General features: G+C 71.1%; 16 protein-coding genes and 1 pseudogene. 10 read left to right on the forward strand and 7 right to left on the reverse strand.

Annotation, left to right across the window (positions count from 1 at the left end; all coding sequences use genetic code 11):
• Positions 1 to 55: 55 nt before the first annotated feature.
• The 7 genes from QC826_RS10485 (at position 56) to QC826_RS10515 (ending at position 12,989) form a co-directional block, all read left to right on the forward strand.
• The gene (locus QC826_RS10485; RefSeq protein WP_279765548.1) at positions 56 to 3,325 is read left to right on the forward strand and encodes a penicillin-binding transpeptidase domain-containing protein; all 3,270 of its coding nucleotides are present in this window, start codon (positions 56 to 58) and stop codon (positions 3,323 to 3,325) included.
• A 110-nt stretch (positions 3,326 to 3,435) separates the two neighbouring features.
• Positions 3,436 to 4,923 (forward strand): hypothetical protein, encoded by a 1,488-nt coding sequence (locus tag QC826_RS10490; protein WP_279765550.1) that lies wholly within the window; start codon positions 3,436 to 3,438, stop codon positions 4,921 to 4,923.
• Positions 4,920 to 5,657, forward strand: a complete 738-nt coding sequence (locus tag QC826_RS10495; RefSeq protein WP_279765551.1) for a hypothetical protein — start codon at positions 4,920 to 4,922, stop codon at positions 5,655 to 5,657. Before QC826_RS10490 ends, QC826_RS10495 begins: the two co-directional genes overlap by 4 nt.
• A gap of 3 nt (positions 5,658 to 5,660) precedes the next feature.
• Positions 5,661 to 6,983: a hypothetical protein gene (locus QC826_RS10500; RefSeq protein ID WP_279765552.1), complete on the forward strand. Its 1,323-nt coding sequence runs from the start codon at positions 5,661 to 5,663 to the stop codon at positions 6,981 to 6,983.
• Positions 6,984 to 7,051: 68 nt separating this feature from the next.
• Complete coding sequence (locus tag QC826_RS10505) at positions 7,052 to 8,212, forward strand: hypothetical protein (RefSeq protein ID WP_279766441.1); 1,161 nt, start codon at positions 7,052 to 7,054, stop codon at positions 8,210 to 8,212.
• 90 nt (positions 8,213 to 8,302) lie between these two features.
• On the forward strand, positions 8,303 to 10,627 hold the full coding sequence (locus QC826_RS10510; RefSeq protein ID WP_279765553.1) for a hypothetical protein: 2,325 nt from the start codon (positions 8,303 to 8,305) through the stop codon (positions 10,625 to 10,627).
• 472 nt (positions 10,628 to 11,099) lie between these two features.
• Positions 11,100 to 12,989 carry an SUMF1/EgtB/PvdO family nonheme iron enzyme gene (locus QC826_RS10515; RefSeq protein WP_279765554.1) on the forward strand — a complete coding sequence of 630 codons (1,890 nt, stop codon included), beginning with the start codon at positions 11,100 to 11,102 and terminating at the stop codon, positions 12,987 to 12,989.
• A gap of 177 nt (positions 12,990 to 13,166) precedes the next feature.
• On the opposite strand, the gene QC826_RS10520 is transcribed toward QC826_RS10515, so the two are convergent.
• A complete protein-coding gene (locus QC826_RS10520; protein ID WP_279765555.1) occupies positions 13,167 to 13,724 on the reverse strand; it encodes a RidA family protein in 558 nt (185 codons plus the stop codon).
• 323 nt (positions 13,725 to 14,047) lie between these two features.
• Here QC826_RS10520 and QC826_RS10525 point away from each other — a divergent pair, with 323 nt between their 5' ends.
• Genes QC826_RS10525 through QC826_RS10535 form a run of 3 tightly spaced genes read left to right on the forward strand, consistent with a single transcriptional unit; the run spans position 14,048 to position 15,624 of the window.
• The gene (locus tag QC826_RS10525; RefSeq protein ID WP_093390568.1) at positions 14,048 to 14,455 is read left to right on the forward strand and encodes an OsmC family protein; all 408 of its coding nucleotides are present in this window, start codon (positions 14,048 to 14,050) and stop codon (positions 14,453 to 14,455) included.
• Positions 14,452 to 15,330 carry a pirin family protein gene (locus QC826_RS10530; RefSeq protein ID WP_279765556.1) on the forward strand — a complete coding sequence of 293 codons (879 nt, stop codon included), beginning with the start codon at positions 14,452 to 14,454 and terminating at the stop codon, positions 15,328 to 15,330. The genes QC826_RS10525 and QC826_RS10530 overlap by 4 nt, the downstream gene beginning before the upstream one ends.
• Positions 15,331 to 15,360: 30 nt before the next feature.
• Positions 15,361 to 15,624, forward strand: a complete 264-nt coding sequence (locus QC826_RS10535; RefSeq protein WP_279765557.1) for an O-methyltransferase — start codon at positions 15,361 to 15,363, stop codon at positions 15,622 to 15,624.
• Positions 15,625 to 15,799: 175 nt separating this feature from the next.
• On the opposite strand, the gene QC826_RS10540 is transcribed toward QC826_RS10535, so the two are convergent.
• From QC826_RS10540 to QC826_RS10565, 6 genes and pseudogenes are all read right to left on the reverse strand, one after another.
• Positions 15,800 to 16,252, reverse strand: a complete 453-nt coding sequence (locus QC826_RS10540; RefSeq protein WP_279765559.1) for a nuclear transport factor 2 family protein — start codon at positions 16,250 to 16,252, stop codon at positions 15,800 to 15,802.
• Positions 16,253 to 16,414: 162 nt separating this feature from the next.
• A complete protein-coding gene (locus QC826_RS10545; RefSeq protein WP_279765560.1) occupies positions 16,415 to 17,371 on the reverse strand; it encodes an alpha/beta hydrolase in 957 nt (318 codons plus the stop codon).
• The gene (locus QC826_RS10550) at positions 17,371 to 19,215 is read right to left on the reverse strand and encodes a TonB-dependent receptor (protein ID WP_313872874.1); all 1,845 of its coding nucleotides are present in this window, start codon (positions 19,213 to 19,215) and stop codon (positions 17,371 to 17,373) included. Before QC826_RS10550 ends, QC826_RS10545 begins: the two co-directional genes overlap by 1 nt.
• A pseudogene (locus QC826_RS31235) lies at positions 19,208 to 19,957 on the reverse strand (hypothetical protein); the annotation flags it as partial. The pseudogene QC826_RS31235 and the gene QC826_RS10550, both read right to left, overlap by 8 nt.
• Positions 19,958 to 19,976: 19 nt before the next feature.
• A complete protein-coding gene (locus tag QC826_RS10560) occupies positions 19,977 to 20,990 on the reverse strand; it encodes a FecR family protein (protein WP_279765561.1) in 1,014 nt (337 codons plus the stop codon).
• Positions 20,981 to 21,508, reverse strand: a complete 528-nt coding sequence (locus QC826_RS10565; RefSeq protein ID WP_279765562.1) for a sigma-70 family RNA polymerase sigma factor — start codon at positions 21,506 to 21,508, stop codon at positions 20,981 to 20,983. Before QC826_RS10565 ends, QC826_RS10560 begins: the two co-directional genes overlap by 10 nt.
• Positions 21,509 to 21,663 lie beyond the last annotated feature (155 nt).

Genomic DNA, 21,663 nt, shown 5'->3' on the forward strand with positions numbered 1-21,663 from the left:
CGCTTCGGCGCGGCGCGCGCGCGCGGCGCGACGCTGCGCTCGGTGTCGGCAGCGAGTGGGGCTGGGCGCCAGCACAGACGCCGGCACGGGGCGAATCGGCTCCGGCGCGCACGCGGCACGCGCCCGCGCGCCCAAGGCCCGGCTGTGGACGCCGGCCCGGCTGGCCGGCCTTGGCGCCGTCGCGGCGGCGCTGGCCGGCGCCGCGCTGATCGCCGGCCACGCCCGCTATCTGGGCGCGGCCACCGTCAACACGCCGGCCGCCGCCCAGCAGCTGCGCGTGGCCGAGGTGTTCCAGGCGGCGTTGCCGGGCGCCGAGTTCGCCGTGCCGCGGCGCGCCGGCGTCAGCCTCGCCCTGCAGCCGGCCGGCGCCGTGCTGGTCGCCGCCGGCATGCAGGCCGCGCCGGCGGTGCGGCTGGACCTGTGCGGCCAACTGCGCAATGGCGGCAACGGCGTGCTGCTGCCGCTGCGCCTGGGCTACCGCTTCGACGACGTGCGCCGCTGGGTGGCCCGCAACGAGCAGAGCAGCGCGCCGCTGGCGCTGCGCAACGTGCTGCTGGTGCGCGAACGCGCCGCCGGGTCGGGCCAGCCGGCCATGCCGGAGGTGGAGATCAGCGGCAGGGCCATGGCCGACTTCGCCGATCCGCTAGCCGCGCCGCTGCAACTGAACTGGCGCAACGGCCCGGCCAGCACCCGCTGGCTGGGCGACGCCAGCCTGGGCCAGCCCGAGCAGGGCGCCAGCGCCCGTGTCGGCCTGCGCCAGCAGGGCTGGTTGCTGTGGGGCGGCGACGGTGTCAACAACAGCAACGCGCTGCGCATCGAGCGGCGCGCCAGCGCGCTGTGTCCGCAGGCCGGCGAGCTGGTGCTGCAGATGTATCAGCTGCCCGATGCCGGCGCCGCGCCGGCGCTCCCCGCCAACGCCTTGGTGACGGCGTTCCCGGCGCGCGGCAAGGCCGTCAGCACCTATCTGGCGGCGGGCCAGTACCGCGTGCCGGCCGCGCCGCGCGCCGAACTGGAGGACCAGTCGCTGTTCCAGGCCTTGCAGCAGCGCGGCCTGGTGCGCCTGGCGCCCGGCGGCGCCGTCGAGCTGGCGCCGCGCGACCTGCCGCAGTGGAGCGCCGCCGGCGCCGCCGACCGCGCCGCCGACCTGGCGGCCTGGCGCGCGGTGCCGGCCGACGCCGCCACCCGCAAACTGATCAAGCGCCTGTACCACCAGGCCGACGGCGAGTACGTGCGCCAGCAGGTCGACATCTTCAACGGCGAGCGGCGCCTGCTGGCCTGGCGCGGCCGCGACGGCGCCGCCTCCGGCTGGCGCGCCAGCGTGGTCAGCGGCGGCGTCGACAGCCCCTTGCCTGCCAGCGCGCAGATGCCCGGCGCGGCGACGCGCCTGTTCGCCCAGCTGCCGCAGGGCTGGCAGCCGTGGACGCGGGTGGCGCGCTGGCCGCAGGCGCCGTCGCATCCGGCCGTGCGCCTGACGCTGGAGCTGGCCGGCCCGGCGGCCGGCGGCGAGCAGCAACGCCTGCTGCTGCTCGGCCGCGCCCGCGCGGCGACGGGTGCGCGCATGCAGGCGCTGCCGGCGTGCTCCGGCCGCGCCTGCGCCGCCGCCGACGACGCGCAGGAGCTGACGCTGACGCTGCTGCCCGGCGCGCGCAGCGTGCGGCTGGACGTCGAGGCGCTGGCCGTCGATACGCCGCAGGACCAGAAATACCGCCATCTGCGCGTCGCCGCCGGCCGCCTGCTTTGGCAGCAGCTGCCCGGCAGCGCGGCCGCCGCCGGCCCGGCCGCGCTGGCGCCGTCCACCGTGCTGCTGCAGGACCGCAACGGCACGCTGCTGTGGGCCGACGGCGCGCCGACCCAGCCGGCGCTCGACGCCGGCCTGGCCACGCTGCTCGGCGTCGGCCCGGAGCACGCCAGCGGCGTGGCCGGCATGCTGGCGCGGCTGCCGTCGGCCTCGGGCGGGCCGCTGGCCGGCCGCCTGACGCTGGACCTGCCGCTGCAAACGCTGAGCCAGCGCGTGCTCGACTGCGTCGGCATGCGGCGCGGCCGTTGGGACGGCGCCGCCTGCGTCGGCGGCCAGGCCGCGCCGGAACAGCGCCACGCCGGCCTGGTCATCCTCGACACCGAGACCGGCGACGTGCTGGCGGCGGCCGGCGCCGGCACCGGCGCCGTCACCGGCGCCAACTGGGCCGAGGTGCGCGACTTCGACCGCAGCAACCCGGCGCGCAGCCCGCTGCGCCTGCCGGCGCTGCAGCACGACGGCGGCGCCCACCAGAGCCCCGGCTCGACCTTCAAGGTGGTCAGCGCGCTGGGCCTGGAGCTGGCCGCCGTCGGCGACCCGCAGCTCGACGGCCTGCTCGGCGGCCTGCCGCTGGCGGCCATCAACCGCATCGCCCAGCAGCGCGGCTTCGGCTTCCAGACCGACGCCGCCACCTATCCGCTCGATCCGCGCCGCCTGCAACTGGCCCACATCACCAACTACAAGGAGCAGAGCCTGGACCGGCGCGCCCAGGACGGCAAGCTGGGCCTGGCGCAGGCGCTGACCTACAGCCTCAACACCTGGTTCGCCTGGTCCAGCGAGTTGAGCGACCGCAGCCTGTTCGGCCGGCCCGACGGCGGCGCGCCCGACCTGCAGGCGCTCGACGCCGGCGCCCTCGACAGCGTGCGGCCGATCCTGGCGGCGGCGCACCGGCTCGGCTTCGAGCAGGCGCTGCGCCTGGACGGCGGCCTGCTGCCGGCCGACTACCGCTGGTCGGCCTGGGACGCGCTGCAAACCACGCCGGCCCACATCGACCCGATCCACAGCCGCCACGAGCTGCGCCAGATGGCCATCGGCCTGCGCATGCAGGCCACGCCGCTGCAAATGGCGCTGGCGGCCGGCGCCGTCGGCCAGGGCAGGGTGGTGGCGCCGCGCCTGCTGCTGGCGCTCGACGGCCGCGCCGGCAAGGCGCCGTCGATGGCGCCGCTGGGCATCCGCCTCGACCGCATCCGCGCCGGCATGAAGGGCGTGGTCGACGTCGGCACCGGCGCCGGCGCCTTTGCCGGACCGGCGCTGGCCGAGCTGCGCCATGGCCTGTACGGCAAAACCGGCACCGCGCCCACCGGCGAGGGCACCGCCACGGTGTGGTTCACCGGCTGGCTGGAGCCGGGCAGCCTGCCCGGCCAGAGCCACCGGCTGGCGCTGGCCGCCTTCGTCAGCCACTCGGAGGCCAGCGGCGGCGAGCACGCCGCGCCCATGCTGGCGGCGCTGTTGACGACGCTGGTCAAGCCGAGGCCGGTGCGGAGCCAAGCGCGGAGCCAAGCACAGAGCCAAGAACAGAGAGTGAAATAGCCTTGTTAAGGACGTAATGAAGAGAGAAGATTTGTGGCATGATTTTGAGGCGTCCGTCGGTGGTTGTTCGTCCCGTAACGACCCGGCGCGCCTAGAACGACAGGACGCTTATGCGTTTGCCAGGAACCCGCTACCAGGAGCACGGCTGGGAACAAGTGCGCAAGCTGCTCGGACGCTGCTCGGTGCAGGCCTTCCGGCATTTCAGCGCGGAGCAGGTTCTCTGCCCGCCGGGAGCGCAGGGCACGCTACTGGAGCGCTACACCGAGGCGGTGGCGGCGGCGCTGCGCGCGGCCGACAAGACGGCGCGCGCCGAGGCGCACGGCAACAGCTACGGCGACAGCGTCAGCGAGCTGGCCCTCAGCCTGCTGTTCGAGCTGCAGGCGCAGGCCGGCTTCTGGGCCGCGCTGCTGGCCGCCATCGCCGCCGAGCACGGACGCGGCGGCGCCTTCTGGCACGAGGCGGCGGCCGACGGCATCCTGCGCAAAAAATTCAACGACATGTACGCCGGCCTGCGCGACAAGGTCGACGCCGACAACTACAGCGTCAGCACCGGCCGGCCCTGCTCGCCGAACAAGATCTACACCTACCGCATGCTCGACACCGCCTACCGCGAGGTCGAGCGCCTGTTCGCCGGCTGGCAGCAGCACCAGGAGCAGGTCGGCGAGATCCTCGGCCGGCCGCTGGCCGGCGCGCCCATCGAGGCGCGGCAGATGAAGTCCATCGCCGGCTGCAAGGCCGAGTGGATCATCCGCTGGAGCGAAACGCTGGAGCGCCACGACGGCGCGCCCGGCCCGCTGCACACCCGCTCGAAGCGCTTCGCCAGCCTGAAGAACAGCCCGGAGAAGATCGCCGCCATGCTGGCCGAGATCGGCGACTACGAGGAGCTGTCGTCGAACATGGACAGCGCCGACGCCTGGCAGGGCAACGGCGACTCCGGCGCCGCCGCGCTGTGGCTGGAGGACTACTGGCGCGTGGTCGGCGAGTCCGAGGCCGCCGAGCATGCCGGCGGCGCCTTCGCCGACACGCCGGACCGCATCCTGCCGCCGGCGGACTGCGAACTGGCCGCCGACGCCGATACCGACGCCGATACAGCCGATAACGCCGATGCCAATGACGGCGCCAACAACACCGCCGATGGGCTGGCGGCGCGGGCCCGCCGCCAGCGGGCGCAGGCGCTTGATGACACGCCGCCCGCCGCCGATGATGCGGCCTTGCTGGCGCGCGAGCAGTTGGTGGCAGACGGTCTTTCCCTGCCCCCCCGCTACTTGGAACAGGCACGGTTGGCACAGGACGGCGGCAGCTGGACCCTGCGGATATTGAGTCAGGACTCGCTGCCGATCCGGTTGGCGGTCTATCATAAGCTGCTGGGACCAGACGACGCGACCTACCCGGACGAGTGGTTGGACCCGGCCACCGGCGCGCTGCCGACATTGCAACAACTGGCGGCGCTGGACCAGATCTCGATGCCGACGCTGCGCAAGCGGCGCAATGAAGCGATAGACCGGCTGCATGCGGCCCACGATGTGAGCCATAACCCGAACCACAACGCGAGCCATGATGTAAGCCACCAAGCGGCCCCCCGCGCGGAGGCGCAATGAAGGAGAACCAAGTGGATGCGACATCGATGGACGCCAAGCTACGCGAACGGCTGCTGCTGGCGCGCGCCGTCCCCGGCGACCGCCTGATCCTGGCCGACGCCACGCTGCTGGCCGCGCTCGACGGCAGCCGCGCGCTGACGCCGGCCGAGCGCGCCGCGCTGCAGCAGTCGCCGCTGACGCTGCGGCGCTTCAAACAACTGGCGCTGGAGCGGCGCGCCTCGGCATCGGGCGCGCCGGCGGGGAAGAACGCCACAGCCGGAAAACATGCCATGGTCGAACAGCACACCATGGCCGAACAGCACACCATGGCCGGGGAATCCGCAGCAACGGATGAGCCTGCCGGCGGCATCACCCCGGTCGGCTGGTCCGCCTTGGGGGCGGCCAACGACCCGTCGTGGCGCGGCAGCGGCGGCATGCTGCGCGCCGCCGCCGGCGTGGCCGCGCTGGAGCACATGTCCACCGACGACCAGTACTGGACGCTACACTTCCTGTCCAACGGCGCAGGGCAGGGCTGGCAGGTGGTCCTCAAGCTGGCCGCCGAAGCGCCGTTCGCGCCGCAACTGCTGCGCGAACGGCCGCTGCTGCGGGTGCTCGACGGCGCAGGCGCCATCGTGCTGCAAGGCGTGCTCGACGCCGACGGCGAGTGCGAATGCGCCTGGCCCTTCGCCGCCGCGCCGGCGCCGCACTTCCACCAGCACGGCGCCGGCTTCGTGGTCGAACCGGCGGCGCCCTAAGTCATGGCCCTGTTCAAACGACGCCGGCGCGCAGCCACCGACACCGCTGGCCTGGGCAGCGTCGTCATCGCCATGCGCCTGGAGGACGGCGATGTCGCGCCGGCCGACTGCCGCGTGGTGGTGTTCAACGCCGCCGGCTACGCCCGCCGCCTGCCCGCCGGCCGCGTCGCGCGCGGCGACGGCGAGACCGTGTATTGCTACCATCCCGGCCCCTACAACGTCGAGTTGACGCCGTTCCCCGCCGCACCCGAACTGGGCCTGCGGCTGCAATTCGTCGTCGACGCGGCCGACCCGCGCGTGGCGCAGCAGCGCTTCGAGCTGCTGCTGCACAGCGAGGCCGGGCCGCAGCTGGGCTTGGCCGAGTTCGGCGCATCCATCGAGCAGGCGCTGCAACTGGCGCTGCGCCAGGGCGGACTGGACCTGCCGCCCTGCACCGCGCTCGAGGAGTGGCACAGCTTCCGCGCCGGCCTCAACCAACTGCTCTACACCCGCTTCGGCGTGACGGTGGACGACTGCTTCCCGGTCGACCTGGGCGAGCGGATCGACTTCGCCGCCACCCTGCGCGCGCGCGCCGCGCGCCTGGCCGCGCGCCTGGCCGAGCGCCCGCCCGCCCGCGCGCCGGTCGCTGCACCGGCAGCCGTGGCGCCGCCAAGCGGCGGCACGAACGCCGCAGTGCCGACCGAGGCCAGCAACGCCCAGCAAGGGGCAGCCGCTGCGGCGGCAGCCATCACGCTGCCGAGCAGCGGCACGAACGCCGCCAGCCCAACCGAAGCCCGCAGCACCGAACCGGGGTCAGACCCTCGCGGGTCTGACCCCAGCCCTTCGCCTAGGGGTTCCCCAGCAGACCACGCGGCGACCGACGACGCCAAAGCCCTGCGCCGCCTCTTCCTCGAGCTTCCGCCCGCCACCAGCGCGCTGCGCCTGATCGCGCTGCCGCCCAGCCAAGCGCTGTTCCAGAGCCACCAGCAGCTCTTGCAGCGCCTTGCGTTGAGCAGCCTGTCGGTCGCCACCATGCCCTCGCTGGCCTGGGCCGCGCCCGACCGCCCGCTGGACCTGGTGCAGCAGCGCCGCCGCGCCAGCCAGGCCATCGCCGCCGTACGCGCGCTCGACGAAGCCTGGGCCTTGCTGGCCCGCCTGCGGCTGGCCGCGCCGGATCAACTTCCCGAGCTGTTCGACGAGGCCGACCGCATCATCGCCAATCTCGACCACCACCTCGCGCTGCGCCGCGCCCCGTTCGCGCCAACAGAGCAGGAATGCGACGAGGCGCCAGCGCAATCCCGCGACGCGACGGCCGCTGCCGCCCCGCGCAAGGAACCATCGCTATGACGCACCACCCAAGCACCCCGGCCGACGCCGCCAAGACCCACCACACCTTCGCGCCCGACGTCGCGCAAATGAGCGCGCGCCCCAGCGTGCCGGTCAGTGCCGACTGCCGCTGCATGCTGGCCGACGGCCGCGTGCTGACCATCACCGCCAGCCGCCGCCCGCGCGCCAACCGGGCCGACGTCAAGTGCGCGCTGCACGGCGCACCGGCGCTGGCCGAACGGGTACAGGAAGTGGTGCGCCTGGCGCGCCACACCGAGGCCCGCTTCGACAGCCGCGACCAGGTCGTGCTGAGCATGGACCTGCTGCCCGCCGCCGGCGAGCGCGATTGGGAGCTGGCCGCCGTGCTGGCCGACCGCATGGTGCGCGGCGAGTACCGCAGTAGCGCCACCGCGCTGTACGCGCAAGGCTGGTCGGACGCCTGGCATTTGGGCCAGGTGAGCGGCCGCTCGGCGCTGGCCACCGCCTCGTTGCGGCGCCATCTCGCCGCACAGGCGGTCGCGGCGCCGGCTGCGGCAACTGGCTCCCCTACCGCCGCCGCAGGCGAACCAGCCAGCATCGGCATCATCGTCGGCGGCGACAGCGACAGCGACGGCGCCGCCGAAACCGACGCCATCGCCGCGCTGCCCGCCGTGCTGCGCATCGCCCACCTCGGCGCCTTGAGCGGCCACACCGACCCCGCCTCGGGTGTCTCCACCGCGCGCGCCTGGTTCCCGCTGCACAGCGGCGGCGTCAACGACGCCTTGGGCTGGGTCGACGTCAGCGTCTACCCGATAGTCGCCAGCGGCGGCGACGAAGAGGATACAATCGCCGCGCCGGGGCTCGACGCCAGCACCCAACTGGCGCTGCGCCAGGCGCTGGTCGGCGCGCGCCACTTCGACGGCCGTGGCCTGGGCCGCTGGCGCACCGTGGTGCGCTTCGGCCAGCCCCGCTTCGAGGGCAACTCCTACCAGCTGGCGCTGGTCATGGCCGACCGCCTGGCGCGCGGCCGCGAGTTCGTGCCGCGCGGCCGGCTGATCGCCAGCGGCTGCTCCAGCGCCTGGCACGCCGGCCGGGTCGAGTCGGTGGAAGGCCTGGAGGCCAAGACGGCGCTGATTCTGCGCCAGGTGGTGGAGGGCGACCGGGTGTTGCTGCCCAAGGAATGGCAGGCCGGCTTGCCGGCCGGCTTCGCCGCCGCCGTCAAGGGACGCGGCGCCAGCGTCGCCTGTATCGAACGAATCGGCGTGATCTGAATCGTGCGCAAGAATGAATGCGGCACGCCCCTGCTAAAATCGGTGTCTGGCGGGGCGCGGCCAGTGGATGAATCAAGTTAGGAGTCTGACATGTTCCAAATGTTTGGTTTTGGCGGCGTTAAATGCCCGCGTTGCGAGCACAAGAACGACGACCAGTCGGGCTACTGCAATCACTGCGGTCTCACCTTGGGCGCCACGCGCAACGAGCCGGTGCTGCGCGACAACCGCTGGATTCCCGCCGACGACGAGCTGGCCGTCTACTTCGGCGTGCGCGAGCTGTCCGGCATCTTCACCAAAACGCTGCGCGTGCCGGCCACCGCCCGCGCCTACATCCTGCAGGCCGACAAGGCCACCGAGGTGCCGCAGGGCGAGTACGAGATCGAGGGCTTCTTCACCCGCCTGAACCACCTGCTGCGCAGCCAGCACGCCGAGATCCTGATCACCCGCAGCACGCCGCTGCCGGTCGAATTCGCCTTCGACGACCTGCAGACCGCCGAACACCTGAAAATCTCGGCGCGCTTCAGCGTCGGCCTCAAGGTGGAGAACGTGGCCGCCTTCGCCCAGCACTTCATGACCGTGCCCGGCTCGGTCACCACGCGGCACCTGCACGACCTGCTGGCGCCGTCGGTGCGCCAACTGGCCTCCGAGTTCGTCGGCGCCCGCTCGATGCGCGACATGGCCCACAACGCCGAACTGCGCGCCCAGGTCGACGAGCGCCTGCAAAACGCCCTCAAGCTGCGCCTGGCCGAATACGGCCTGGCGGTGAGCCAGGTGGAGACGGCGGCGCTGCGCCACGACAAATTCGACCACAACCGCGAGCGCATCGGCACCTTGTGGCTGGTGGCCGACGAGCGCCACGTCCAGCTGGAGCACGTCAAGCAGCTCGACCAGATCTACGACGAGGAGGAGTGGCAGGCCATTTGGCGCGAGGAGCAGAAGCAGCGCAGCGAGTTGCGCCGCGCCGAGCTGCGCCAGGACGCCAGCGTGCAGAAGGCAGAACTGGCGCTGCAGGAGGCCGAGCGGGTGCAGGCGCTGCGCGCGCGCGAGGTGGACCTGTACGGCCGCATCATCGAATCGAAGACGCGCAAGGTGGCGCTGGAGCGCGGCGCCGGCACCACGCTGGCCGAGCTGGAACACGAGCTGGCGCGCAACAAGGCGCACCGCGTCGGCGACACGGCCGACTGGGAGCACGTGCGCCAGCTGGCGCAGATCAAGATGCGCACCGAGCTGGAAGTGACCCAGCAGGCCGCCGCCCAGGAGCGCCAGCTGGCGCAGCAGAACTTCAGCCAGCAGCTGCGCCAGCAGGCGATCCAGAACCAGATCGCCCAGGCCCTGCTGATCGAGGACGAGTCGCGCCGCCGCGCCGAGCTGGCGCGCCTGCGCCAGCTCGAGGAGGAGGAGGGCAAGCGCCAGGCGCAGATGGAGGCCGAGCAGCACGTCGCCCACTTCCAGGGCCTGGCGCTGGCCAACGCCGCGCGCCGCCGCGAGGCCGAGCGGGTGCAGGAGTGGGAGGACCAGCTGGCCCTGGCGCGCCAACGCGAGCTGCTGCGCGGCGACGCCGTCAAGGACGCCGCCAACACCGCGCAGGTGGCCGAGATCAACGACAGGATCGAGCAGCTGCGCCGCAGCGGCGCCCAGGCCGACGCCGTCGCCCAGTACGAGAAGCTGCTGCGCACCATCGAGGCCGACGGCATCCACGCGCGGCAGATCCAGGCCAACGCCAAGCAGGCCATGCTCGACCAGCTGGCCGTCGACGAGCAGCGCCAGATGTTGGCGCAGAAGGAGCACGAGGCGCAATGGCAGCGCGAACTGAAGGCGCGCGAGCACGAGCGCGACGAGCGCTTCGCCCGCTGGAAGGGCGACTACGATCTGCTGCTGGCCCAGCAGCGGCACGAGATCGAGCGCATCGCCGCCGTCGGCGCGCTGAGCGACAGCGGCAAGGTGGCCACCGCCGCCGCGCCCAACGCCGCCGCGCTGACGCAGATCATGAAGCTGCAAATCCAGGGCGGCATGAGCGCCGAGCAGATCCAGGCGCTGGCCCAGGTGGTCGCCGCCGAACACGGCGTCACGCCGCAGGAGGCGGCCCGCCAGGCGCAGGAACGGGTGCTGGAGGAGCGCGCCCTGCGCGAGGCCGACATGGACAAGGACCGCCGCCACCAGCTCGACCTGCTCAATTTGCAGATCAGCGCCGGCGCCAACGCGCTGAACACGCAGAGCCAGCTGGGTATCGGCGTGGCGCAGGCGCAGGGCGGCGGCGCGATCCACCACCACCACGCCGCACCCGCGCCGGCGCCGGCACTGGCGGCGCACTTGGTGCCCGAGCTGCCCAAGTATTGCAGCAACGGCCACCCGACGCGGCCCGGCCACCCCTTCGACAAATTCTGCGCCGAATGCGGCGCGCCGCTACAACCCTGATGGAATCGGCCCGACACGATTAGATGATGCAAACAGCAAGAGACAAGATCCGCGAACTGCGCGCCTTGCACGACGACGGCCTGCTGAGCTTGCAAGAGTTCGACCGCCGCAAAAACGCCATCCTCGACGCCGAGTATTCGCCGCCGGGCGGCGCCGCTGCGGGCACGGCCGGCGCCTCCGCGCCGCCGCCGGCCACGCGCCAGGGCACCGAGCTGGGGCTGATGTCGGGCCAGGAGATCGGCCCGCAGAACCGCCGCTACCGGCTCGAACGCCTGATCGGCATGGGCGGCATGGGCCAGGTGTGGCAGGCCACCGACCTGGCCACCCACGCCGAGCTGGGCCACAGCGACATGGTGGCCTTGAAGATCCTGCCGCCGCAGCTGACGCAAAGCGCCACCCACGCCAAGCTGCTGATCGAGGAGGCGACCCAGGCGCGCAAGCTGGCGCACGAGAACATCGTCCGCGTCTACGAATGGGCGCAGACCCGGCCACGGCCAGCTACTTCATCATCATGGAATACCTGGAGGGCGACGAGCTGGACGCCTTCCTCGCCCGCGAGGGCGTGCTGCCGCTCGAGCGCATCTGCGAGTTGGTCGAGCCGGTGGCGCACGCGCTGCAATACGCCTGGGACAAGCACAAGCTGGTGCACCGCGACATCAAGCCGGGCAACGTCTTCCTGACCAAGCGCGGCGAGATCAAGCTGCTCGATTTCGGCATCGCCTCGCGCGCGCGCAGCGCCGGCAGCAGCCTCGGGCTGCAGACGCCCAACGCCGGCACCGCCGGCTACCGCGCGCCGGAGGCCGGCACCCACGCGCGCCAGCCCAGCCCCCGGCTCGACGTGTACGCCGTCGCCGTGATGGTCTACCAGATGCTGGAGGGCCGCCTGCCCTTCGACGACGTGCGCACGGCCGACATCCACCCCTCGGCGCCGACCTCGCTGAACCTGCGCCAGTGGCAGGTGCTGCAAAGCGGCTTCGCCTACGCCCAGGAGCGCCGGCCCGCCACCGTGGCCGAGCTGTTGGACGGCCTGCGCCGCGCCGCCGGGCCGAACGAGCAGGAGCTGGCCGAGCAGGCCGCCGAGGCCGAGCGCGCGCGCCTGGCCGAACAGCAGCGCAGGAAGGAAGAAGCGGAGCAGGCCGCGCTGGCCGAACAGGCCCGCGCCGTCGAGCAGAAGCGCCAGGCCGAACTGAACGCGCGCAAGCTGGCCGAGGCGCAGGCCGCCGCCCAGGCGGCGGCGCAGGCGGCGGCGATCGAAAAGGTCAAGCTCGACAAGCAGCGCCGCGAGCTCGAGGCCAGGCAGCGCGCCGAGGCCGAGGAGTCGGCCAAGATCCGCAAGCAGCAGCTGCGCGAGCAGTTGCAGGCGCGCCGCGAGGCCGACGCCAAGGAGGCGCGCGAGGCCAAGGAGGAGCAGCAGCGCAAGATCAACCAGTTGAAGGCGGAGGCGGCCTACCGCGCCGAGCAGGAGCGCCACCGCAAGCAGCTGGCCGCGCGCAACGCCGCCGAGCTGGCGGCGCTGATGCCCACCTCGGCCAGCCCCGTCGCCGACCCCAGCGGCGTGCTGCGCGACCGCTTCCTCGACGGCGCCGGCAGCGGCCCCGAGCTGGTGCTGATCCCCACCGGGCGCTTCCAAATGGGCTCGCCGGAGCACGAGCAGGCCGTCGCCATCAAGGCCGGCGCGCAGAAGAGCTGGCTGGAGCGCGAAACGCCGCAGCACTGGGTCGGCATCGAACAGCCGTTCGCGCTGGGCCGCCACCCGGTCACGGTGGGGCAGTGGAAGCAGTTCGTCCGCGCCACCGGCTGGGAGTCGCTGTCGGACACCGACTGGCGCGCGCCCGGCTTCGCGCAGAGCGACGAGCATCCGGTGGTCGGCGTCAGCTGGAACGACGCCCAGTTGTACCTGCGCTGGCTGTCCGAGCGCACCGGGCAGTTGTACCGCCTGCCCAGCGAGGCCGAATGGGAATACGCCTGCCGCGCCGGCACCCGCACCGCCTTCAGCTTCGGCGACGAGATCAGCACCGAGCGCGCCAACTACGACGGGCACTACACCTACAACGGCAGCCCGCGCGGCCAGTACGTGCAGGGCACCAGCAAGGTGGGCAGCTACGCGCCCAACCCCTGGGGCCTGTTCGACATGCACGGCAACGTGTGGGAGTGGGTGCAGGACGTGGTGCACGAGAACTACCAGGGCGCCCCGCTCGACGGCCGCGCCTGGGAGGAGGGCGGCGACAGCGTGCGCCGCGCGCTGCGCGGCGGCGCCTGGCTGTACAACCCGCGCTATCTGCGCTCGGCGGTGCGCAACGGCTTCTCGGCCGTGCTGGCCAACGACATCGTCGGCTTCCGCGTCGCCCGCAAGCTGGTCTAGCCGGCGCGCCAGCGGCTAGCAAACCACAGGCAGAGAGCCAGGGTCAGACCCTTAGGGTCTGACCCTCGATTTTCGACGGTGGGTTTTCTGAACTTAGCTGCATTCGGGGCAGACCCCGGCGGGGCCAGACCCGATGGGAGCGGGGTGAACGGCTGCGTCTGGACGCAGCCAACCATCCTACTTCTTGGCGCGTGCCGCCGCCGGCGCCTTGGCCGCCGTCATCTCGATCTCCACCAGGCCGCCCGGCATCGGCAGTGCGGCCACCTGCAAGGCCGTGCGCACCGGCTTGTTCGGCTGCGCCGCGCTGCCGAAGTACTGTCCATACGCCGCGTTCAGACCGGCGAAATCCATCTTGCCGTCCAGCGCCGGGTCGCCCGCCATGAAGACGTTGACCTTGACCACGTCGGCCAGGGTCAAGCCCTCGGCCGCCAGCAGCTTCTCGAACTTCTTCAGGATCGACAGCGTCTGCGTGTTGGTGTTGCCGTAGGCTTCGACGCTGCCCTTGGGCGCGTCCGGGTTGGCCACGTCGGCCAGGTTGCCGCTGAAGAAGACCAGCCGGCTGCCGGCCGGCACGCTCACCGTCGTCGAGATCGGGAAGCTCGAGCCGGGGATGCCGGTGCGCTTGATCTCCTCCGCCTGCGTGGACGGCGCGACGTGTAGCAGGGCCAGGCCCAGGCCCAGCGTCAGGCCGCGTTTGCATTGCTGGAGGCTGAAGAATTCGGGGAAAGCTCGCATCGTGTGGTTCCTCTTCGGTTGGAAAAATGGTGGCGGCAAATAGGCGCGCGCCGCCGTGCGGCGTGCGCCTGCCACAGCCGACGCAATATGCATGCCACCCGTTTTCCATCCGACATGCTTGCCTGCCGCCGGGCGGGCGGGGGCAACTGCGGCAGTCATCCCGGCGCGCCGCACCAAAATGCTGAGTCCGTCCGCACCGTTTTAGGCCGCGCCGTCCGCGCGCGCGCCACGGCCAAGCCGCGCCTCGGCACAATGGGAGATTGGCGAAGTGGCGCGAAACGGTGTAAATTGACGATTCACTTATATTGCACGCAAGGAATACCATGTCGATCAAAGTCATCCGCGACCAGTCTCTGCCCATGCGCCACGTGGCGCATATCCGCAACCACCTGATTTCCGTTGACGAAGGCGTGGACGTCGGCGGCAGCGAGGCCGGCCCGACCCCGCACGACCTGTACGACGCCGCGCTGAGCGCCTGCAAGGCGCTGACCCTGGTTTGGTACGCCAAGCGCAAAGGCATCCCGCTCGAAGACGTCGAAGTGAGCATGGAGCGCGACGCCAGCGAGGAGCGCCACGGCACCTACCGCCTGGCCGCCACCCTGCACCTGGGCGGCCCCTTGACCGACGCCCAGCGCCAGGAGCTGCTGGCCGTGGCCGACAAATGCCCGGTCCACAAACTGATGACCAGCGTGACCACCGAAGTGAGCACCGTGCTGGGAGAGCCGAAATGAGCATCGCCAGCGTGTTGAAGGGCCACGACAAGGACCTCGGCGGCGGCTTCGTGGTGCGGCGCTATTTGCCGTCGGCGCTCAAGCAGGCGGTCGGCCCCTTCATCTTCTTCGACCACTTCGGCCCGGTCGACGTGCCGGCCGACGCCAAGCACGACGTGCGGCCGCACCCGCACATCGGCCTGGCCACCGTGACCTACCTGTTCGAAGGCGCGATCGACCACCGCGACAGCATCGGCTCGGTGCAGCGCATCGAACCGGGCGCGATCAACTGGATGACCGCCGGGCGCGGCATCGTCCACTCCGAGCGCACGCCGAAGGATCTGGTCGGCGTGCCGCACCGCACCCACGGCCTGCAGTTGTGGGCCGCGCTGCCCGCCGCGCACGAGGAGGACGAGCCGAACTTCGTCCACACGCCGGCGGCCGACATCCCCGTCTTCAGCGTCGACGGCGCGCGCGTCAAGGTGTTGATCGGCACCGCCTTCGGCAAGACCTCGCCGGTGGCCACCTATAGCCAGACCCTGTATCTGGACGTGAGCCTGCAGGCCGGCCAGGAGCTGGGCCTGGCCAGCCTGCCGGAGGAGGCGGCGATCTACCCGATCAGCGGCGAGCTGGAGATCGACGGCGTGCCGCTGGCGCTGCACACCATGGCGCTGCTCGACACGCGCAGCGCACAGTTGGTGCGCGCCGCCAGCGCCGCGCAGTTCATGGTGATCGGCGGCGAGCCGCTCGACGGCCACCGCTACCTGTTCTGGAACTTCGTCTCCTCGCGCAAGGAGCGCGTGGTGCAGGCCGGCGAGGACTGGACCGCGCGGCGCTTCGCCGCCGTGCCGGGCGAGACCGAGTGGATACCGCTGCCGCCGAAGGTCGGCAAGTAAACCAAGCCAGATGGGCATTGGCTCGCGCCGATGTCGTCGCTGGTCCCGGCGGTGCGCGCCACCGGGGAGGGCGCCTACGATTTGGTTTTCCTCGACTCCGAGCGCTCGGAGTACGTGGGCTGGTGGCCCGATTTGCGGCGCGTGCTGCGCCCCGGCGGCTTGCTGGTGGTCGACAACGCGACTTCGCACAAGGAGGAGATGGCCGCCTTCATTCAAACTGTTCGGGCCGACACCAATTTCTCGACGAGTCTGGTCCCCGTCGGCAATGGTGAATTCCTGGCGACAAAGGCATAGTCAGGCCGGCTGCACTAGTGGCGGCGAGCATCGTCCTGCGTCGTGGGCACGGTCTGTATCGCGTCGCTGACCCGGCTGTGCAGGAAGCCCGCCGGGACAGGCGGCAGTTGTTGGAGTAGGCGCTGTCCTGGCGCGTTGGGCACGGCAGGACATAGGCATGGGGCTGGGCGCCCGCTTACTTCTTGGCCTTGTTCACCTGCCGTTTAGCGTCGTGGTACTGCCACAGCACGTTGAGGATTTTCCATTCGTTGCCGGCGGTCTTGTACAGGTGCATATGGTCGATCCATTCGTCGGCCGTCAACTTCACCGACGCCACCCGGTTGTCGATATCCAAGATCTTGATCTCGACCCGGGGGGATGGCGGGAACTTGTCGCCGTCCTTGTTGTACGTCCTGGCCACCTTCACCATCGTCTCGTAATCGGTCTTCATGATGAACTCCGAGCCGTCCTCGGCTTGCCAGTAGGTGCGTTTGGCGAGTTCCTTGTCCAAGCCGCGCCGCATCATTTCCGGATCGGCTTTGTGCTGCGATTCAATGTAATCGAGCACGGCCCGTTCCACCGCTTGGCGGTCGGACGGGCTGTCGGCAATGGCGGAAAAGGGCAGCAGCGCTGCGATGAAAAAAGTCAAGAATCGATGCATGAGTCGTCCTCAGGTAGACCAATGTGTGACTGCGGGGCGAGTGTTCGCGACATTTTCCTGATGCCGAACACTTAATTTTGACTGTATCACATCTTCCTGAGACCAATTCCGCTACTTGGCGCCGAATCGTTCACCACCGCCCGTCCATGCTCATTCCAGAAAGAACTCCAGCCCGCGCGACAGGGCCGGGAACAGCGCGGAACCATGGTTCTCGCGCGGCAGCTCGATAAAGCGTACACGCTCCAGGCCCAGCGCCTGTTTCTGCGTTTCCAGCCGGACGGACAGGTCGCGCGCCTCGTCCACCATCTTTTTTTGCGCCAGTACGGCGCCGCGCTCGCCGGCCTTGGCGGACGGCGGCGCGGCCGCCTGCTCCAGCTCGCCGACGGTGAGCAGCAGCCGCGGCTGGTGTTGGCGCGCCGCCGCCAGGCCCGGCACCTCGCTGAGCACATGGCGTTCGGCGAACCAGATCGACGGGCTGGCGGCGACGTAGGTTTGGAACGCCGCGGGCCGGGTGAACAAGGTGTGCAGCGTAAACAGGCCGCCATACGAATGGCCGAACAGGGCCTGCCGTTGCGTATCGATGGGCGTGCTGGCCTGTATCAAGGGCTTCAGTTCCTGTTCGATGAAGTCGAGGAAGAGATCGGCGCCACCGTCACCCGCGCCGGCCTTGCCGGCCGCCGGCGGCGTGTAGTCGCGGGCGCGGGCGGGCTCGTCGTAGTCCTCGGCGCCGGCGTAGCCGATGCCGACCACCACCGGCGCATGCAGTCCGGTCACCTTGCTGCGGCGCGCCACCGTGCGCGCCATCAGGGCCGCGCTGGGGAAGGCGGCGTTGCCGTCGAGGACGTAGATGACCGGATGGCCGGCCGGCGGTGGCGCCGTGTCCGGCACGCTGAGGAATATGCGGTAGTGCTGGCCGGTGCGCGCCGACGCCAGGTCCAGCTGCCGCGCCTGCGGCAAGCCGGCCGCCCGCCAGACGACGGCGGGCGTCACCGCCGCCGCCGTCGCCACCGTCGCCGTCGCGCCCGTGGCCGTGGCCGACGTGGCGCAGGCGGGCAGCCAGGCGCAGGCCAGCAGGGCGGCCGCGCCGCCGAGAGCCAGGCGGCGCATCACAGGTCCACCGAGGCCGACAGTTTATAGATGCGGCCCGCGCCCTGCGTCACATAGCCGTCGTTGAAGGAGCCGGCCCAGTAGCTCTTGTTGGCGACGTTCTCGACGTTGGCGCGCAGTTGCAGCGTGTGCGCCAGCCAGCGCACGCTGTGGCGCGCGCCCAGGTCGACGCGGGTCCAGCTGCCGATCTGCTGCGTGTTGCTGCTGTTGACGTACTGGCTGCCGGTGTAGACCAGGCGGGCGTTCAGGCTCAGGCCGTTGGCGCCGGGCACGCTCCAGTCGCCGCCGAGGTTGGCCTTCCACTTCGGCGTGCCGTAGATGGTCTTGCCGGTCAGGGCGGCGCTGGAGGCGTGCGTCATCTTGCCGTCGGTGTAGGTGGCGCCGCCCAGTACGCGCAGCTGGCCGCCGAGCTGGCCGAACACATTCCACTCCACGCCGCGGTTGCGCTGGCGACCGTCGGCGTTGTAGGTGTTGCTGGCCGTGTCCTTGAGCATGCTCGGGCGCTTGATCTGGAACACGCTGAGGGTGTTGCCGTACTCGCCCTGGTCCCACTTCACGCCGCCTTCGACCTGCTTGCTCTGGTAGGGCGCGAACACCTCGCCGAAATTCTTCGCCGTGGCGTCGGTGACGCTGCCGCCCTGGCTCAGGCCCTCGATGTAGTTGGCGTACAGCGACAGCGCCGGCGTCCACGGCTTGACCACCAGGCCGAGCGCCGGCGTCAGCGCCCGCTTGTCGTAGTTGGAGGTGACGGCGCCGCTGACCGGGTGCAGCGCGCGAGTCTTGACCTGCTGCTCGCGCGCGCCGAGGGTCAACAGCACCTTGTCGCCGGCGAAGGCCAGCGTGTCGGCCAGCGCCAGGCTGCGCAGCGCGGCGTCGCCGACCTTGGGCGCCGGGCCGGGGTCGGCGCCCAGCGCCGGCGCGCCCGGCCGGTAGATGTTCGACTTGTAGTCGGCGCTGAAGCCCGGGGTGGCGCGGCCGGTGTCGAACTCCAGCGAGGTGGCGCTGAGCACCATCTGGTGGCGCACCGATCCGGTGGTGAAGCGGGCGCGCAGGCCCACCTCGGCCGAGGTGGTGTCGGTCGAGCCGCGTTGGTGGAAGGTGGTGCCGAGGTAGTCGCCGGCGGCGTTGCGGATCGCCGCGCGGGTGCCGTTGATGTAGCCCGAGTAGCGGTAGCGCAGCTTGCCCAAGGCGGCGTAGGCGCTGAGCGCGTCGCTGAACTCGTAGCTGGCGCGCACGGCCACGGCGTCGTTTTCCAGCTTGCCGTAGATGCCGCGCAGCAGGTTGGTGCCGGTCTTGGGCGGCGCGATCACGCCGGTGCTGGGAAAGGACGCCATCCAGGAGCTGCCGTTGTCGATGTTTTCACGGTTGCTGTAGGCGTCCAGCGCCAGGTTCAGCTGCGCGCCGCGATAGTCCAGCGCGATGGCCGCCAGCAGGCGCTCCTTCTTCTGCTCGTCGACGCCGACCTTGCCGTCGCGGTAGCCGCCGTTGAAGCGCACGCCGTAGCGGCCGTTGTCGCCGAAGCGCCGGCCGGCGTCCAGGTGCGCGCCGTATTGCGCGGCGGAGGTGAAGTCGGTGCTCAGGCGCAGCAGCGGCTTGTCGCCGGCGCGCTTGGGGACCAGGTTGATGACGCCGCCCACGCCGCCCTGTGGCGACATGCCGCCCAACAGCGCGCCGGGTCCCTTCAGCACCTCGACCCGTTCGACGAACTCGGTCGGCGCGTGGCCGTAGGGCGACAGGCCGTACAGGCCGTTGAAGGCCAGGTCCCTCGCCGGTGATCTCGAAACCGCGAATGCTGAAGTTCTCGTAGATGTGGCCTTCGGAGGTGGTGAAGCGCACCGATGGATCGTTCTGCAGCACGGCGGCCACGGTGGAGGCTTGCTGGTCCTCGATCAGGCCGGCGGTGTAGGCGCTCAGGTTGAAGGGCGCGTCCATGGTGCTGGTGCTGCCCAGTATGCCGAGCTGGGCGCCGCGCGCCACCTGGCCGCCGGCGTACACGCCAGGTAGCTCGTCGGCCAGCAGGGTGGAGGTCACGGTCACCGTCGCCAGCGCCTGGTCCTTGCGCTGCGCGGCCGGCGCGACGGCCTGCCTGCTCTGCAACAGATAGCCGGCGCTGGTTTTGCCGATTGCGTAGGGGCTGTCGCGCAGCAGGGTGTTGAAGCCGTCTTCCGTGCTGTAGCTGCCCTTCAGGCCGGGACTGCGCAGACCTTGCACCTTGTCGGCGTCGAGCGCGACGGCCACGCCGGCCAGTTGGGCAAAACGGTTCAGGGCGTCGGCCAGCGGACCGGCCGGAATGTCGTACTGGGCGTTGGCGCTCTGCGCGAAGGCGCCGCCGCTTGCGCCCAGCGCTAGCGCGCCGCCGAAGGCGAGTCGCAGGGCGAGGGTCAAGGGGGCCAGGGTGGTGCGGCGGGTAGGTGCTTGTTGTTGCTTGGACATGGGTTTCGGCTTCCTGAAGGGCTGGATGAACTTGCTTACATAGACCTTGACGGACGAAAACTCCCAATCGGAACCGCAGCGATGAAGTTTTTTTTGTTTTTTAAATTTGTGGGAGGCCAGCTTTACCCCGCAACCGAAGGGGTCTGACCCCATGCGGGGTCAGACCCCGACGCTAGCGCACCGGCTTGGGGGGCGGTGCGTCGACCACGACCACGTATGGGGTGAAGCTGCGGATGCGCAGCGTCGGGAAGCTGTTCAGCAGCAGCTGCAAGGCCCGCTCGGAGTCGTCCAGCGGCAGCACGGCGCTGACCCGCATGGCGGCGATCTGGCGCTTGTCGTACTTGATCACGCCACGGCGCTGGCGCGCCAGCGCGTCCAGCACCTCGGCCAGCGGACGGTTTTGCAGCACCAATTGATGGTCGCGCCAGGCATCGGCCACGCTGTGCGGGTCGACGGCCGAGATGCGGCCGACGCCGCCCGCCGTGATGCGCACCTTCTCGCCGGCCGCCACCACGGTGGCTGGGGCCAGGCTGTCGGCCGCGCGCGCCTCGGTTTTCGATTCCAGCATCGCCAGGTCGGTGCCGCCGGCGCCGCGCTCCACCACGAAGCGGGTGCCGAGCGCGCGGATGCTGCCTTCCTCGGTTTGCACCAGGAAGGGCCGCTCGGGGTCGCGCGCCACATCGACCAGCACCGCGCCTTGCAACAGCTTGAGCACGCGCCGGTTGGCAGTGAATTGCTGGTCGACGGCGCTGCCGCCGCTGAGCGTGATGCTGCTGCCGTCCGCCAGCACGCGGGTCTGCCATTCGCCGACGCCGGTGCGCACGTCGGCGAGCAGGACGGCGGGTTTCCAAGCAGGCAGGCCCAGCGCGACGGCGCCGACCAGCAGGGCGACGGCGAGCGCGCTGATGGCCGCCGCTGTCCATGTGGCGCTGGCGGTCGATCCTTTGCCGGCCGGCCGGCGGGAGGCCGCCAGCGCGGCGCGCGCGGGGCGGCCGTCGAAGGCGTCGAGTTGGCCCAGCAGGGCTTGCATGCGCAGCGCGGCGGCGGCATGGCGTGGATCGGCCTGCTGCCACGCCTCGAAGCCGGCCCGCGCCTCGGCGCGGCCGGCCGCCTCGTCGCCGGTCAGGGAAATGATCCACGCGGCGGCCTGCTCGGCGATGCGGCCTTGGTCCGTATTCAAAGGCATGGCTGGCCGAGCGCCGTGTCGCAGCGCAGCAGCGCCTGCACCAAATATTTGTGCACCATGCGGGTCGATACGCCCAGCCGTTCGGCGATGGCGGCGTGGCTGGCGCCGTCCAGGTAGTGCAGCAGGAAGGCGTCGCGGGCGCGCGCCGACAGTTGCTCCAGCGCGCAGGCGATGCGCTCGAGCGACTGCACGGCCAGCAGGATCTCCTCGGGAGACGGGTAGCAGGGCAGTTGCGCGGCCAGCGCCTCCAGCTCCAGCATGTAGGCATGCTCGATGGCGTTGCGGCGGCTGCGGTCCACCAGCAGGCGCTTGGCGGTGGTGGTGAGGAAGGCGCGCGGCTCGGCCAGCTGCGGCAGACTGTCGCTGGCGGCGAGCAGCCGCAGGAAGGTGTCTTGTGCCACATCGGCCGCGTGGTGGGCGCAACCCAGGCGCCGGCGCAGCCAGCCCAGCAGCCATGCATGGTGCTCGCCGTACAGCGAGGCCATGTCTTGCTGGGGCGGATGCTGCGCAATCGTCATGTTGGCCTAGATGGGAATAAGAATTATTCTCATTTTAGCGCAACTGGACCGGGTGGCGCAATCGGCAGGAAGTGTCAGCGTAGCCACCGCCTGCCTGGGGGGGGGGGGCGCCGGCCGCGCTTTCACTGGGCATGCGTCGCCGTCGCGTCTGCTGC

It is taken from the genome of Rugamonas sp. DEMB1, from assembly GCF_029834475.1.
Classification (GTDB): Bacteria; Pseudomonadota; Gammaproteobacteria; order Burkholderiales; family Burkholderiaceae_D; genus Rugamonas; species Rugamonas rubra.